This is a genomic window from Azospirillum sp. UENF 312511, from assembly GCF_058780635.1.
Map to the genome: position 1 here is coordinate 1,073,754 of NZ_JBSNCG010000003.1, position 14,223 is coordinate 1,087,976.

A 14,223-nucleotide genomic window follows, 5' to 3' on the forward strand; every position below is an offset into this window, starting at 1 on the left:
TCAGGCTCCGAACGAAATCTTGAGGACGGCGATGACGCAGGCGGCACCCAGCACGAAGCACAGGGCTTTCACGGCCAGGATGCTCAGGATCTTCGCCATCTCGTTGTGCACGTAGTCCTCGATCACCACCTGCAGCCCGGCCTGGGCGTGGTGGAAGGTGACCACGGCGGTCAGCACCATCATCAGCGCCGAGAAGGGCGAACTCCAGCCACGCGACGAAGGCCGCGTGGTCGGCGCCCAGATGGCGGATCACGCCGAAGACGAACCAGATGGTCAGCGGAACCAGGGCGATGGCGGTGACGCGCTGGTGCCACCAATGCTCGGTGCCGTGCTTGGCGGAGCCCAGGCCGCGCGCGATCTGCAGCGGCGAGCGGAGGGTCTTGCTGTTGGACGCCATGTCTTCTCTCCTCACCACACGGCCAGGCCGATGATCCAGGTCAGCACGGTCAGCACGGCCGCCGCACCGATGACGATCTGGTTGCCGCGGTCCGCCTCGCTCAGCTCGAACGCCTTGCCGGCGTCCCACACCAGATGCCGGATGCCGTTGCACAGGTGATAGTAGAGCGCCAGCGACCAGCCGAACATCAGCAGCAGCCCGAAGAAGGAGCCGATGAAGTGCTGCGCGCGCTCGTACGCGGCGGGGCTGGTGGCGGCGGCGACCAGCCACCAAGTCAGCAGAAGGGTACCGACGGCCAGCCCCACGCCCGTGATGCGGTGCGTGATGGACAGGAGCGCGGTCCTGGGGAGTTTGTAGACTTGCAGATGCGGAGAGAGCGGCCGACCGCTGCCGTTTGCCATTGCGTCGTCCTCAGTTCGGCGACCGGTCGCGGCAAGGAGGGCTGTTGCCGCGACGGCGGGTGATGCGAGACCGAAAGTTTTAAGCCCTGCTGTGTTTGGCGATTGAATTACGCCTCTACCGCACACGAGTTAACGGCAGGGACTTGGCCGTGGCCAAAATGGCGCACCGCGGGAAGTGCCTGAAAACTAACGGGCTTTGCTGCAGCTGGTATTACCAGGGCCGAAACCCGGTTTCGCCGTTCAGCCTATTACTTGTCGAAGCGGCGAACATTCTCCACCATCATCGAATACATCTGGGTAATCAGCTCCGCCGGACGCAGCCGGCCGAAGGGGATGTTCTCCTTGGCCCATTCCACCAGCCCCTCGGGCGGGCGGACCGGAGCGACCTCATACCCGGCCTTCTTCAGCGCGTTCATCACCGAACGCGCCTGCTTGGTGTAGTCCTCGTTGAAGAAGGACTTGTCCGCGTCCTTGATCGCCTTGGCGATGATGTCTTCGAGCGGAGTGGCCATGCCCCGGTGTGCCGGTCGCGGTCGTTCGTGATAGGGCGGACACGGTGTCACAACGCGGGCGCTGTTGCAATTCCATTAGGAACCGCATACCTCAAGCCCTCTTCGCACCGCATATCACAGGGATTAACCGCCATGGGCTACACAGTCGCGGTCGTCGGCGCCACCGGCAACGTCGGACGGGAAATGCTGACCACCCTCGCCGACCGCCGGTTCCCGGCCGACGCGGTGATCGCCCTGGCCGTCGACAGCGCGGTCGGCAAGGAGGTGTCCTTCGGCGAGGACGCGGTGCTGAAGGTCGAGGACGTCGCCCGCTTCGACTTCAAGGGCGTGGACATCGCGCTGTTCGCCGCGGACGCCAAGGTTTCGGCGGCCCACGCGCCGCGCGCCGCCGCGGCGGGCGCCGTGGTGATCGACGCCAGCCCGCAGTTCCGCATGGACCCCGACGTCCCGCTGGTGGTCCCGGAGGTCAACGCCGACGCGCTCGCCGGCCACGCGAAGAAGAACATCGTCGCCAGCCCCGGCGGTGCTGCCATCCTGCTGGCCATGGCGCTGAAGCCCCTGCACGAGCAGGTCACGGTGAGCCGCGTCGTCGTCTCCACCTACCAGGCGGCCTCGGACGCCGGCAAGGAGGGCATGGACGAGCTGTTCGGCCAGACCCGCGCCATCTACGTCAACGATCCGGTGCAGAAGTCCGTCTTCTCCAAGCAGATCGCCTTCAACGTCATCCCGCACATCGGCCCCTTCATGGAGGATGGCGCGACGCGGGACGAGTGGGCGCTGAACGTCGAGACGAAGAAGATCCTCGACCCCAAGATCAAGGTGAGCGCGACCTGCGTCCGCGTCCCCGTCTTCATCGGCCATGCCGCCGCCATCACCATCGAGTGCGTGGAGCCGGTGACCGCCGAGGAGGCGCGCCAGATCCTGCGCAAGGCGCCGGGTATGCAGGTCATCGACCAGCACGACAACGAGGGCTACATCACCCCGGTCGAGGTCGCCGGCGACGACCCGGTCTTCGTCAGCCGCATCCGCGAGGACTACACGGTGGACAACGGCCTGTCCTTCTGGGCCGCCACCGACAACCTGCGCAAGGGCGCCGCGCTCAACGCCGTGCAGATCGCCGAGCTGCTGGTGAAGGAGTATCTCGACGCGTGATCCCCATCCGTCCCTCCCGCCCGGACGACGCCCCGGCGCTGTTCGCCGTCTGGCTCGCCGCGGTGCGCAGCACGCACGATTTCCTGAGCGAGGAGGACATCGGCTTCTACGCCGACCTCGTGCGCGACCAGTATCTTCCGGCGGCGGCGCTGCTGGTCGCGGTGGACGGTGACGACCGGCCGGTGGGCTTCCTGGGCATGACCGGGCGCAAGATCGACACGCTGTTCGTCGATCCGGCGTGGCACGGCCGGGGGATCGGCCGCGCCCTGGTCGCCCGCGCCCTGGAGGGTGGGCCGGAGCTGACGGTCGACGTGAACGAGCAGAACAGCGCCGCACGGGCCTTCTATCAGCGTCTCGGCTTCCGGGAGGTCGGGCGCTCCGCGCTGGACGACAGTGGCCGCCCGTTCCCCTTGCTGCATCTCGCCCTCGACGGCTCCGGCCAGGGCGGCCCGACCAGAGCCTGAAGGGCTTACTTGACGAACAGCCGGTACAGGGCGGAATGGTCCAGCCCGCCGTCGCCCTGTTCGGCCAGCAGCTCGAACAGCTCCAGGCTGAGGCCCAGCGCGGGAAGCTGGATGCCGGACTGCTCCGCCAGCTCCTCCGCCTGTTTCAGGTCCTTGATCTGGGTGACCACACGGCCGCCCGGCGTGAAGTCGCCGGAGACCATGCGCTGGCCGTGCAGCTCCAGGATGCGCGACTCGGCGAAGCCGCCGCGAATGGCGTCGCGGACCTTGCCCGGCTCCACGCCCGCCGCCTTGGCCAGCGCCAGCGCCTCGGCCACCGCGCCGATGCTCAGCGCGACGATCACCTGATTGGCCATCTTGGCGACCTGCCCGGCCCCGCTGTCACCGACATGGGTGATGCGCTGGCCCATCGCCTGGAACAGCGGCAAGGTGCGGACGAAGGCCTCCTCCGTGCCGCCAGCCATGATGGTCAGGGTACCGGCCTCCGCCGCCACCGTGCCGCCCGACACCGGGGCGTCCACCCAGTCGGCGCCCTTGGCGCGGACGGCCTCGGCCAGCTTGCGGGTCGCCCCGACCGCCGTGGTGCCCATGTCGATGACGAGATGGCCGGGCCGCAGCGCGTCCATCAGCGCGGCGGCCACCGCCTCGACCGCCACGGTGTCCGACAGCATCAGCACGATGGAGTCGGCGCGGGCGGCGACCTCCGCGGGTCCGGCGGCCGGGCTCATGCCCTCGGCCGCCAGTTCTTCGACCGGGCCGGGGCTGCGGCTGCTGATCACCAGGGCCGCACCGGCCTTCGCCAGATTGCGGGCCATCGGCCGGCCCATCAGGCCCAGCCCGATGAAGCCGACTGTATGGTCCTTGAGGCCCGCCATGTTCCCAGCTGCCATGTCCCTGGCCGTCATGTCACCGGCCGTCACAGGCGGGTGTGGCGCGCCCGCGCGCCGCGTTCGATCGCGGCGGCGCACAGCCGGTCCACGCCCAGCTTGTGCCGGATCAGTTCCAGCATCCGCAGCTCCTCCTGCGAGGCCGCCGGGTCCGCCGCGGCGATGTCGCAGGCGAGCGCGTAGGCGGTCTCGGACAGCTTGGACGGAATGGCCTCCTTGACGATCTGGAGCGTCGTCTCCAGCCCGTCGGCGTCGGCCAGCAGACCGGAGCATTCGCGGGTCACGTCGGTCAGCCGGTCGATGTCGAAATCCTTGAAGATCGGCAGATAGCGGACGTTCTCGCCGATGGCCTCAAGCTCCGCGTCCGTCATGTCGCCGTCGCACGCCGACACCAGCACCATGACGTAGATGAGCGCGCTGTGATGGTTGATCATCGAAACTCCTGCGGAAAAAGGGCCCCGCCCAATCTTGCCCGCCCCCCGCGCGCCGTCAAGGGAGGGAGCGCCGTCAAGGGAGCTATGCCCGGGATGGACGGGTGGGTCCCTCGACAGGGGACGGGTTGCCCCTTAAGGTCGGCCCCCATGTCGGTGGTCTTCAACGTGGCGCTCCCGGTCTTCGCCATCATCCTGGCGGGCGTCCTTTCCGGTAAGGCGAAGCTTCTCGGTCCCGCCTCGTCGGAGGCGCTGAACAAGTTCGTCTACTGGATGGCCCTGCCGCCGGTGCTGTTCCTCGGCACGGCCAAGCGCTCGCTGCCGGAGATCTTCAACGGCCCCTTCATCGGCGCCTTCCTCGGCTCGATGCTGGCGGTCTACGCGCTGGGCGCCCTGCTCGGCTGGCTGATCCACCGCGAGCGCACGCAGATCCAGTGCATGCAGGGGCTGAACGCCTGCTTCTCCAACACCGGCTACATGGGCATCCCGCTGTTCCTGGCGGCCTTCGGCCCGGACCGTCTGGCCCCGGCCATCCTCGCCACCGTCATCATGAGCGCGATCATGGTCGGCATCGCGGTGATCTGGCTGGAGTTCGCCAACAGCCAGGGCGGCGGCATCGGCAAGGCGCTGCGCGACGTCGGCCGGGCGCTGGTCAAGAACCCGCTGATCATCTCCACGGCCCTTGGGCTCGCCTGGTCGGTCTTCCTGTCCGGCGTGCCGGTGCCGCGCCCGATCGCCATCTACTGCGACCTGATGGGCGCCTCCGCCGGTCCCTGCGCCCTGTTCGCCATCGGCCTGTTTCTGGCGACCCAGAGCCTGAAGGCCAACCTGCTGGAGGCCGGCTGGATCAGCGCCCTGAAGCTGGTGGTGCAGCCGGCGCTGGCTTGGTTCCTCATCCAGACCCTGTTCCCGCTGGACCCCTTCTGGGCCGGGTCGGCCATCATCCTCGCCGGCCTGCCCACCGGCGCCCTGACCTTCGTGGTGGCCAGCCAGTACCGCATCTATGTGGAGCGCACCTCCGCCGCGATCCTGATGTCCACCATCGCCAGCGTGGTCACCCTGTCCGTCCTGCTGGCCACCTACGCGCCACCCGCCTGAACCTTGGCTTGCGGTCGCCCGGTCGTGCTCGCCTCTTCGGCTGCTCATCTTTCCTGACACAAAGACATCATTGAACAAGTGTCGCGCAGAACACGCCGCGCCGGTTTTGCATATTTTTTAATAATTGCCGCTCCATCATTTGACACAGGCAAGTCCAACGCCCCACGCATGGACGTCTGGACTGCCAAATACTTTCGTTCAGACTCATAACAATCGACCGCCGCCGCATCGTTTCGGGGGAAAGAGATACGCGCCATGTCCATGCTGAGTTCCATGACCATCCGGACCAAGGTGGTCGCCGCCACCGTCTGTGTCCTGCTGATGTCGGTCGCCCTGGGACTGTTCGCCGTTGACCGGCTGAGCACCGTCAACCACGCCGCTGAGGAAATCCGCTCCAACTGGCTGCCCAGCGTCACCGCCATCGGAGAGATTGACGGTGCGGCCAACGATTACCGCATCCTGGAGGCGTCCCACATCCTGGCGCTCCACCCCGCGGAAATGGCCGAGGTTGAAAAGGAAATGACCACGGTTCTTAACCGCTTGGCGGAGGCCCGGCGGAAGTATGAACCGCTGTTGGCACCCGGTTGGGAAACCCAGACCTTCAAGCGCTGGGAGGCGGCCTGGGACAGCTATCTCAAGATCAGCCAAGGCAAGCTGCTTACCTCCTCCCGGGCCAACGAGAACGAGAAGGCCACCGGCATCTACCGGGAGGAGTCACGCAAGGCGTTCGACGGATGCTCCGCGCTCATCAACGAGCTGACCGCCTCCAACGTCCAGAACGCCACGAAGGCGGCGGACAGGGGGCGGGCCACCTATGTCGGGGCGCAGAGCTGGATTCTGGGCGCCATCGCCTTCGTGGCGGTCCTCTGCCTGTTTGCCGGCATCGCCATGACGAAGTCGGTCGCCCGGCCCATCATCGCCCTGACCTCCATCATGGACCGTCTGGCCAAGCGCGACCTCGGCGTCGCGGTGGAAGGCGGCGCCCGCCGGGACGAGATCGGCGCCATGGCGCGGGCGGTGCAAGTCTTCAAGGACGGCCTGATCGAGGCGGAGCGCCTGACCGCCGCCCAGGCCGCCGAGGAGGAGAACAAGCGCCGCCGCACCGAGCGGATCGATTCGCTGATCCGCAACTTCGACGGCGCGGTGCACAGCGTCCTGCAGACCGTGGGCGCCGCGGCGTCGCAGCTCGACACCACCGCCCGCAGCATGACCGACATCGCCGAGCACACGCGGGCCGAGGCCGGCAGCGCGGCGTCCGCGGCCGAACTGACCTCCGCCAATGTGCAGACCGTCGCCGCCGCGTCGGAGGAGATGGCCGCCTCCATCACCGAGATCTCCCAGCAGGTGTCGCAGTCGGCCGGCATCGCCGGCAAGGCGGTGGACGAGGCCGACCGCACCAACGCCACCGTGCAGGGGCTGTCGGAAGCGGCCCAGCGCATCGGCGACGTGGTTGACCTGATCCAGAACATCGCCGCCCAGACCAACCTGCTGGCGCTCAACGCCACCATCGAGGCGGCCCGCGCCGGCGAGGCCGGCAAGGGCTTCGCCGTCGTGGCGAGCGAGGTCAAGAGCCTCGCCAACCAGACCTCCAAGGCGACGGAGGAGATCGCCCAGCAGATCGGCGCCATCCAGGCGGCCACCGGCGGGGCGGTCGGCGCCATCCGCGGGATCGGGGCGACCATCTCGTCGATCAACGACATCTCCTCCTCCATCGCCGCCGCCATCGAGGAGCAGGGTGCGGCAACCCAGGAGATCAGCCGCAACGTCCAGCAGGCGGCGCAGAGCACTCAGGAGGTGACCAGCAACATTGGCCGCGTGTCGCAGGCCGCGACCGAAACCGGAAGCGCCGCGACCCAGGTGATGTCGGCCTCCGGCGACCTGAACCAGGGAGCGATGCGTCTGAAGAGCGAGGTGGAGAACTTCCTCGTCGCCATCAAGGCGGCGTAAGGATCGGCTGACCGGGGCCGCCCACCAGCGGTCCCGCGGCTGTTGCCAAGCCGCCGCTGCCCGTATAATGTGCACCGCGCATCAAGAGTTGAGCGGACGCTCAACGCCAACCTGCTTTCCCGAGCAAGGTGGCGTCCCGAAGGGGGATGTGGCCGGACCGGCAAACAAACGGGGTTCGCCATGACGTCTGTTCCGACCGATGCACCGACAGCGGAGCCGGACGAGTCATGCCCATCAAGATACCCAACGATCTTCCCGCCTTTACCGCCCTCCAGGCCGAGGGCGTCATGGTCATGCAGGAGGCCGACGCCATCCGGCAGGACATCCGGCCCCTGCGCTTCGGCCTGCTCAACCTGATGCCCGACAAGATCCGGACCGAGACGCAGATCGCGCGCCTTCTCGGCAGCACGCCGCTTCAGGTCGAGCTGTCGCTGATCCGGATCACCAACCATGTGCCGCGCAACACCGCGGCCGACCATATGAGCGCCTTCTACCGGTCGTGGGAGGACGCGCGCCGCGAGAAATTCGACGGTTTCATCGTCACCGGCGCCCCGGTCGAGACGATGCCCTTCGAGGAGGTGTCCTATTGGGACGAGTTGTGTTCGGTCTTCGACTGGACGCAGAGCCACGTCCATTCCTGCCTGAACATCTGCTGGGCGGCGCAGGCCGCCGTTCATCATTTCCACGGGGTGCCGAAGCATCTTCTGCCGCGCAAGGCGTCCGGCGTGTACCGGCACCGCAACCGCGCCCCCGCCTCGCCCTATCTGTGCGGCCTGTCCGACGGCGTGCCCATTCCGGTCTCGCGCTGGACCGAGGTGCGCGAGGAGGACATCCCTTCCGGAAGCGGCCTGCGCGTGCTCCTGGATTCCCCGGAGACCGGCCCCTGCCTGCTGGAGGACGCCGCCCGCCGGTCGCTGCACATGTTCAACCATGTCGAGTACGACACCGACACCCTGCGCAACGAGTATGTCCGGGACGTCGCCAAGGACCCGGCCACGCCGGTTCCCCACGGCTATTTCCCAGACGACGACCCGAATCTCCCGCCCGAAAACCAGTGGCGGAGCCACGCCCATCTGCTGTTCGCGAACTGGATCAACCGGATCTACCAGACGACGCCCTTCGATCTCGCCCGCATCGGCACGGCAGAAGGGTCAGCCGTCCTCACGGCGGCCTGACCGCCCCGTCACCCTCCTCCACCGGCCGCACCGCGTCGTCCATCTGCAAGGCGAGCCAGAGCAGATGCGCCGCGGCGGACGGGCTGGCGCGCGGCGGACGGGAGCCGCTCCCGCCGCCGTCCTCCCCCGCCAACGCCAGACCGTACAGGGCCGCCACAAGATTGCCCTTGGCGCGGGACGACAGGCGCCGGCCCCGGTCGTCCAGCCCCTGCTCCACGAGGGCAATCGCCTCGCTCAACAGCGCGAGGTCGAGCACCGATCCGGACTCCCGCGGCGAGAGCGCAAGCGCGCCGTCGCCGGACTCCGGCTGGCCGGCCGCCATCCGCATGCTGCCCCGGCCGGTCAGCAGCCAGTTCATGTCAATGCCGAGGGCGGCCAGTTCCGACAGGGTCTCTCCCTTCGGGAGCTTGCCGTTCAACTCGTACGACTGCCACGTGTTCTCCCCGAGGCAGAACCGGCGTGACATTGTTTTTTGTGTCTCACCGAGAAATTCGCGCACGACCTTGAGCCGATCCCCAAGCTGCACCATGCCGGTTTCTCCCGAGCCCGGAGAGGAATCCCCCATTTCCAAGGTGACTTTGCTTCCCACGGCGCCCCGTGCACGGCGGGGCCAATCGTCGGTTGCACGCTTTCTCATGTTGCGACGATACATATTATCGTGTAAGAAACGTTGGGATACGCGGTGCGCAGCACTTTTACGCATGGATACGACATGGCCATTCTCGGTGTGCGCTCCATTTATTCCGCCTTCGGTCCAGGCTCCGCGGGGCCGCCGGCCAAGGCCCGCACGCGACACTAGAAACCGTGCCCCCCTGAAGGGCGTCCAGGTTCTGCACCGGTAGAGTAGCGAAGTCTCCTTCACCGCTCGCGGGAGCACGGCGGCCATGATGATTATGGGACGCCAGTTTCTTCCGGACCGACGTCTTCGGAAGCGTCCCACGAATCTCTCCGCATGGCCGCCCCTCGGCCACCGACCAATCCTTCAACTTATCGCAGAACATGTAGGTTTTTGCATTGCCCATCCGCTCACCCATGCGGCCGGGTGTGCGGAAGCATGTGCGGCATTTCCTCACTGTCACACAATGAACGATTTTGCCGCAACCGGTTCATTGCAAAATTGATCGTTTTCAACGAAGAAAAACAAAAATACAAAAATGCTCCTTTGGTGAAAGCGCGAGGAAGCCGACCACCGACACGACAGAAAAGAGAAAAACAAACCATGAATGACATCAGCGTCAGAACAAAGACTTTCGCCGTTTTTGCGTTTCTATCCCTGCTTCTCGCTGGAATTGGCGCTCTTGGAATCAACCGGCTGTCGGTGGTGAACGACAGCTCGACGGAAATCGCCACCTTCTGGATGCCGCGGGTCGTGCAGGTCAACACGGTGAACGACGCGGTGTCGAACTTCCGCATCCTGCAAAGCGCCCACATCCTCAGCACCAGCGAGCCGGAAATGGCCGCGGCGGAAAAGAGGATGGACGAGATGGAAGCCAACATCGCCAACGCCCGCCGGACCTACGAGGCGACGCTGCGCACCGCCGAAGGGCGCGCTCTGTTCACCCAGTTCGAGCAGCAATGGGCGCAGTATCTGACGCTGCAGCGTCAAATCACCGCCCTGTCGCGGCGCAACGAGAACGCCGCCGCCAACGCCCTGTTCCGCGATGCGGCCGACAAAGGCTTTCAGGAGGTCGGGCGGACTCTCGACGCCATGATCGACCACAACAACCGCGGGGCCGCCAAGGCGAGCGACGACGCCGACGCCGTCTACGCCCAATCCAGCACGATGCTCATCGTCGCTCTGCTCCTCGGCATCGCCGTCTGCCTGGGCGGCGCGCTGATGATGATCCGCGGCGTCTCGGCGCCGATCGGCGCGATGACCGAGGCGATGCGCCGGCTGGCCGGCGGCGACAAGACGACGGCGATTCCCTTCGCCAGCCGGGGCGACGAGATCGGCGCCATGGCCACCGCGGTCCAGGTCTTCAAGGACGGGCTGATCGAGGCCGACCGGCTGGCCGCCGAGCAGGCCGCCGAGCAGGCTGCCAAGCTGCGGCGGACCGAGGCGGTCGAGCGGCTGATCGCCTCCTTCGAGGAGCAGGTCGCCGACGCGCTGCGCAACGTCGCCGCCGCCGCGACCGAGCTGGACACCACCGCCCAGAGCATGGCGGCCACCGCCCGCCAGACCAACGACCAGGCGGCCAACGCCGCCGCCGCCGCGGAGCAGACCAGCGCCAACGTGCAGACGGTCGCCAGCGCCGCGGAGGAGATGTCCAGCTCCATCGGGGAGATCGGCTCGCAGGTCACCCGCTCCACCGGCATCGCCGGACAGGCGGTGCAGGAGGCCGGGCGCACCACCGACTCCGTGCGCGGGCTGGCCGACGCCGCGCACCGCATCGGCGCCGTCGTGCAGCTCATCACCAACATCGCCGGCCAGACCAACCTGCTGGCGCTCAACGCGACCATCGAGGCGGCCCGCGCGGGCGAGGCCGGGAAGGGCTTCGCCGTCGTGGCGTCGGAGGTGAGCAGCTCGCCAACCAGACCGCCCGCGCGACGGACGAGATCGCCTCGCAGATCCAGGCGATTCAGGAAGCCACCGCCGGCTCGGTCGGCGCCATCGAGGGGATCGGCCGCACCATCGCGGCGATCAACGAGATCTCCACCTCCATCGCCGCCGCGATCGAGGAGCAGGCCGCGGCGACCAACGAGATCTCGCGCAACGTCCAGCAGGCGGCGATCGGCACGCGCGAGGTGTCCAGCAACATCGCCCAGGTGACCGAGGCCGCCGGCACCACCGGGGCCGCCGCCCATCAGGTGCTGGGTGCGGCCGGCGGGCTGGCGTCGCAGGCGGAGAACCTGCGCCGCGACGTGGAGAGCTTCCTGGCGGCGATCCGCGCCGCCTGAGGCGCTGTCCGGTTCCTGCGGGGTCTCACCAGCCCCGCAGGAATTCCGCCGTCGCCTCCACCGCCTCCTTGATGCCGACGCGGCGGACCTCCACGCCCTCGGGGAAGGCGCCGAACAGGCGGCTCGGCATCATCGGGTCGAGCAGAACGAACACCCCGGTGTCGTCGGCCCGCCGCACCAGCCGGCCGAAGGCCTGCTTCAGCCGCAACCGCGCGATCATGTCCTCGTAGCGCCGCCGTCCGAAGGCGTCGCGCCGGGCGCGGTGCAGAATGTCGGGGCGCGGCCAGGGCACCCGGTCGAACACGATCAGCCGCAAGCTGCGGCCCGGCACGTCCACCCCGTCACGCACCGCGTCGGTGCCGAGCAGGCAGGCGTGCTCCTCCCCCCGGAAGATGTCGATCAGGGTCGCCACGTCCAGCGGGTCGACATGCTGGGCGTAGAGCGGGATGCCGGTGGCGTCCAGCGGCTCCACGATGCGGTCATAGACGGCGCGCAGCCGGCTGATCGCGGTGAACAGCCCCAAGCCCCCGCCGCCCGCCGCCTGGAACAGCGTGCGGTAGGCCGACGCCACCTGCCCCAGATCGTCCTTGCGCACGTCGGTGACCACCATCACCCGCGTGCGGTTGGGATAGTCGAAGGGCGACGGCACCTGGGCGCGCAGCGCCGGCTTCGGCAAATGGCTGGCGCCGCAGCGGTCCTCCGCCGCCTGCCAGTCCATGGCGGTGTCGCCGGTGCCGTCGGTCAGCGTGGCGGAGGTGACCACCATGCCGTGCGCCGGCCCGGCCAGCGCCTCGGCAAAGGGCACGGTCGGGTCGATCCAGTGGCGGTAGAGCCCGACGTCGACGTCGCGCCCGTCGATCCGCTCCACCGCGAACCAGTCCACGAACTGCGCCGGCGTCTCCACCGGCAGGGTCTTCAGCATGGCCCGCCACGCCTCGACCGTCAGGACGCCGCGCCGGGTCAGGCTGCGCGCCATGGCGTCGATTCGCCGCCGCTGGTCGCTGTCCAGCTCCGCCGTCTCGTCCTCCAGCCTTGCCGCCAGCCGCTTGGCCAGCCCGGCCAGCGGCTCCGCCAGCCGGACCAGCGCCGCCTCCAATGCCTCCGCGGCGTCGAGCAGCCCGTCCACCGGGTAGGCCTTGTCGGCCTCCAGGCTGTAGGGGCCGCCCTGCCCCGCCGTGCGCGAATAGACCTGCCGCCGCGCGGCGAGCAGGAAGGCCTCGGTCGGCCCCTGCGGGTTGTCGGCGGACAGCCGCGCCGCCCAACCCTCCGCCGGCAGGACGCGGGCGCCCAGCATCACCGCGTCCATCAGCTCCTGCGCCGGTTCGTCGCTGGCGACCAGATCCTCGATGCGGCGCTTCAGCCCGCGGGCGCGGCTGCGCCCCGTCTCCTCGGCGCCCAGCAGCCAGCGCCGCAGCTCCTGGGTCTCGCGCCCGGTCAGATGCCCGGCGAAGGCGCTGTCCGCCGCGTCGAAGACATGGTGCCCCTCGTCGAAGACGTAGCGCGTGGGCAGGGTCGGCTCCTCGCCGCCGCCGAGGGCCGCCTGCACCATGACCAGCGCGTGGTTGGCGATCACCACGTCGGCCTTGCGGGCGCGGCGCACGCTCTTCTCGATGTAGCAGCGGGCGTAATGGTCGCAGGCGGAGTAGATGCACTCGCCCCGCCGGTCGGCGAGGCCCAGCGTCCGCCCGCGCCCGGCGATGTCGACCAGCCAGCCGGGAAAGTCGCCGCCGGTCAGGTCGCCGTCGCGGGTCGCCGCGGCCCAGCGCGCCATCAGCCCCACGCCGATGGCGTGGTGCGGCTGCATCGGCATGCCGCGCACCGCCTCCTCCAGGTTCAGCAGGCACAGGTAATTTTCCCGGCCCTTGCGCAGCACGACCTTGCGCGCCTTGGTCGCCGGCTCGGGGTAGAGGCGGTCCAGCTCCGCGTCGATCTGGTGCTGGAGGTTGCGGGTGTAGGTGGAGATCCACACTGTGCCGCCGTTCTTCTCCGCCCACACCGTGGCCGGCGCCAGATAGCCCAGCGTCTTGCCGACGCCCGTTCCGGCCTCCGCCAGCACGACGTTCGGCGTGTCGGGGGCGGGGCGCGGGGCGAAGGCGGCGGACACCGCGCTGGCGTAGTCGGCCTGCTGCGGGCGCGGCTCGGCCACCTTGCCGGGCACGCTGGCCGCCAGCATCACCGACAGCCGGCGGCGCGCCTCGTCCGGCTCCACCGGGTGGTGGGCGGGCGGCGGCTCGGGCGGGCCGTCCTGCCACTCCTTGATGCGGGTCCAGACGCGCAGGCCGGCGCGGGCGGCGCCCTTTTCCGGCCCGTCCGGCTTGCCCAGCGCGGCCAGAACGGCGGGCGCCCACAGCCAGCCGGCGCGCCCCATCTCCCAGGCGAAGGCCACGGGGTCGGACGCCTCCTCCCGCCCCGGCGCGCCCAGCAGGCCAAGCAGCTTGCGCACCGCCCGGTGCAGGGCCAGCGCGTCGTCCTCCAGCCCGTCGGGGATCGGCAGGTCCAGCGCCTCGGCCAGACCGCGCGGGGTCGGCACGCAGAAGCGGGCGGGCAGGACGAAGGCGAACAGCTCCAGCAGGTCGAAGGCGGCGAAGGGCTCCGTCCCCAGCCGCCGCGCCATCGCCCGCGCGTGGCAGACCAGCGGCGGCTGGCGGCGCGCCCGCTTCGCCGCGGCGGCGGGCGGCAATTCCTCCACCTCGCCGTCACCGGTCAGCAGGACCACGCGCCGCGCGCCGGCGACCAGGGCCGGCGCGTCATCGAGGCTGAAGGACGGGAGGGAAGGCGCCGAGGTCAGATCCATGGCGCGCAGTATAGTGGTCCCCGCCGCCGCAATGCGAGCAAACCCGTGTTGACCGATCGGCCCGCCC

At 68.8% G+C, this 14,223-nt stretch carries 14 protein-coding genes, 1 pseudogene and 1 riboswitch; of the genes and pseudogenes, 7 read left to right on the top strand and 8 right to left on the bottom strand.

Translation table 11 applies throughout. The annotated features are described in order from the left end of the window. From ACWPN7_RS16440 to ACWPN7_RS16455, 4 genes and pseudogenes are all read right to left on the bottom strand, one after another. Entirely contained in the window at positions 1-183 is a 183-nt protein-coding gene (locus tag ACWPN7_RS16440; protein WP_492273365.1) for a succinate dehydrogenase, hydrophobic membrane anchor protein, read from the bottom strand. A gap of 79 nt (positions 184-262) precedes the next feature. Continuing rightward, positions 263-397, bottom strand: a pseudogene (locus ACWPN7_RS16445) (succinate dehydrogenase, hydrophobic membrane anchor protein); the annotation flags it as partial. Positions 398-408: 11 nt separating this feature from the next. After that, entirely contained in the window at positions 409-798 is a 390-nt protein-coding gene (gene sdhC, locus ACWPN7_RS16450; RefSeq protein WP_014241603.1) for a succinate dehydrogenase, cytochrome b556 subunit, read from the bottom strand. Positions 799-1,046: 248 nt separating this feature from the next. Then, entirely contained in the window at positions 1,047-1,310 is a 264-nt protein-coding gene (locus tag ACWPN7_RS16455) for a hypothetical protein (protein ID WP_014241604.1), read from the bottom strand. Between the two features lie 132 nt (positions 1,311-1,442). On the opposite strand from ACWPN7_RS16455, the gene ACWPN7_RS16460 reads away from it, so the two are divergent. Together ACWPN7_RS16460 and ACWPN7_RS16465 are read left to right on the top strand one after the other, a co-directional pair. Then, positions 1,443-2,462 (top strand): aspartate-semialdehyde dehydrogenase, encoded by a 1,020-nt coding sequence (locus ACWPN7_RS16460; protein ID WP_459198042.1) that lies wholly within the window; start codon positions 1,443-1,445, stop codon positions 2,460-2,462. Next, entirely contained in the window at positions 2,459-2,926 is a 468-nt protein-coding gene (locus ACWPN7_RS16465; RefSeq protein WP_459198043.1) for an acetyltransferase, read from the top strand. Before ACWPN7_RS16460 ends, ACWPN7_RS16465 begins: the two co-directional genes overlap by 4 nt. A gap of 5 nt (positions 2,927-2,931) precedes the next feature. Here ACWPN7_RS16465 and ACWPN7_RS16470 read toward each other — a convergent pair whose 3' ends face one another. Beyond that, positions 2,932-3,816: an NAD(P)-dependent oxidoreductase gene (locus ACWPN7_RS16470; RefSeq protein WP_459198044.1), complete on the bottom strand. Its 885-nt coding sequence runs from the start codon at positions 3,814-3,816 to the stop codon at positions 2,932-2,934. Positions 3,817-3,842: 26 nt separating this feature from the next. Then, positions 3,843-4,247 (bottom strand): tellurite resistance TerB family protein, encoded by a 405-nt coding sequence (locus tag ACWPN7_RS16475; RefSeq protein ID WP_038529588.1) that lies wholly within the window; start codon positions 4,245-4,247, stop codon positions 3,843-3,845. Between the two features lie 147 nt (positions 4,248-4,394). Between ACWPN7_RS16475 and ACWPN7_RS16480 the strand changes: the two genes are divergently transcribed. From ACWPN7_RS16480 to ACWPN7_RS16490, 3 genes are all read left to right on the top strand, one after another. Then, positions 4,395-5,342 (top strand): AEC family transporter, encoded by a 948-nt coding sequence (locus tag ACWPN7_RS16480; RefSeq protein ID WP_451991109.1) that lies wholly within the window; start codon positions 4,395-4,397, stop codon positions 5,340-5,342. A 255-nt stretch (positions 5,343-5,597) separates the two neighbouring features. Next, positions 5,598-7,289 (top strand): methyl-accepting chemotaxis protein, encoded by a 1,692-nt coding sequence (locus tag ACWPN7_RS16485; protein WP_459198045.1) that lies wholly within the window; start codon positions 5,598-5,600, stop codon positions 7,287-7,289. A gap of 73 nt (positions 7,290-7,362) precedes the next feature. Then, positions 7,363-7,467: riboswitch (SAM-I-IV-variant riboswitch) on the top strand. 49 nt (positions 7,468-7,516) lie between these two features. Next, a complete protein-coding gene (locus ACWPN7_RS16490) occupies positions 7,517-8,464 on the top strand; it encodes a homoserine O-succinyltransferase (RefSeq protein WP_459198046.1) in 948 nt (315 codons plus the stop codon). Here ACWPN7_RS16490 and ACWPN7_RS16495 read toward each other — a convergent pair. After that, positions 8,451-8,930, bottom strand: coding sequence for a hypothetical protein (locus tag ACWPN7_RS16495; protein WP_146041881.1), 480 nt, complete (start codon positions 8,928-8,930; stop codon positions 8,451-8,453). The two genes, ACWPN7_RS16490 and ACWPN7_RS16495, sit on opposite strands and share 14 nt — an antisense overlap. Positions 8,931-9,683: 753 nt before the next feature. Here ACWPN7_RS16495 and ACWPN7_RS16500 point away from each other — a divergent pair. After that, positions 9,684-11,234, top strand: a complete 1,551-nt coding sequence (locus ACWPN7_RS16500) for a methyl-accepting chemotaxis protein (protein WP_492273366.1) — start codon at positions 9,684-9,686, stop codon at positions 11,232-11,234. Beyond that, complete coding sequence (locus ACWPN7_RS16505; RefSeq protein ID WP_459198048.1) at positions 11,210-11,362, top strand: hypothetical protein; 153 nt, start codon at positions 11,210-11,212, stop codon at positions 11,360-11,362. Before ACWPN7_RS16500 ends, ACWPN7_RS16505 begins: the two co-directional genes overlap by 25 nt. 25 nt (positions 11,363-11,387) lie before the next feature. On the opposite strand, the gene ACWPN7_RS16510 is transcribed toward ACWPN7_RS16505, so the two are convergent. Further along, positions 11,388-14,156 carry an ATP-dependent DNA helicase gene (locus tag ACWPN7_RS16510; protein ID WP_201044131.1) on the bottom strand — a complete coding sequence of 923 codons (2,769 nt, stop codon included), beginning with the start codon at positions 14,154-14,156 and terminating at the stop codon, positions 11,388-11,390. Between the last annotated feature and the right edge of the window lie 67 nt (positions 14,157-14,223).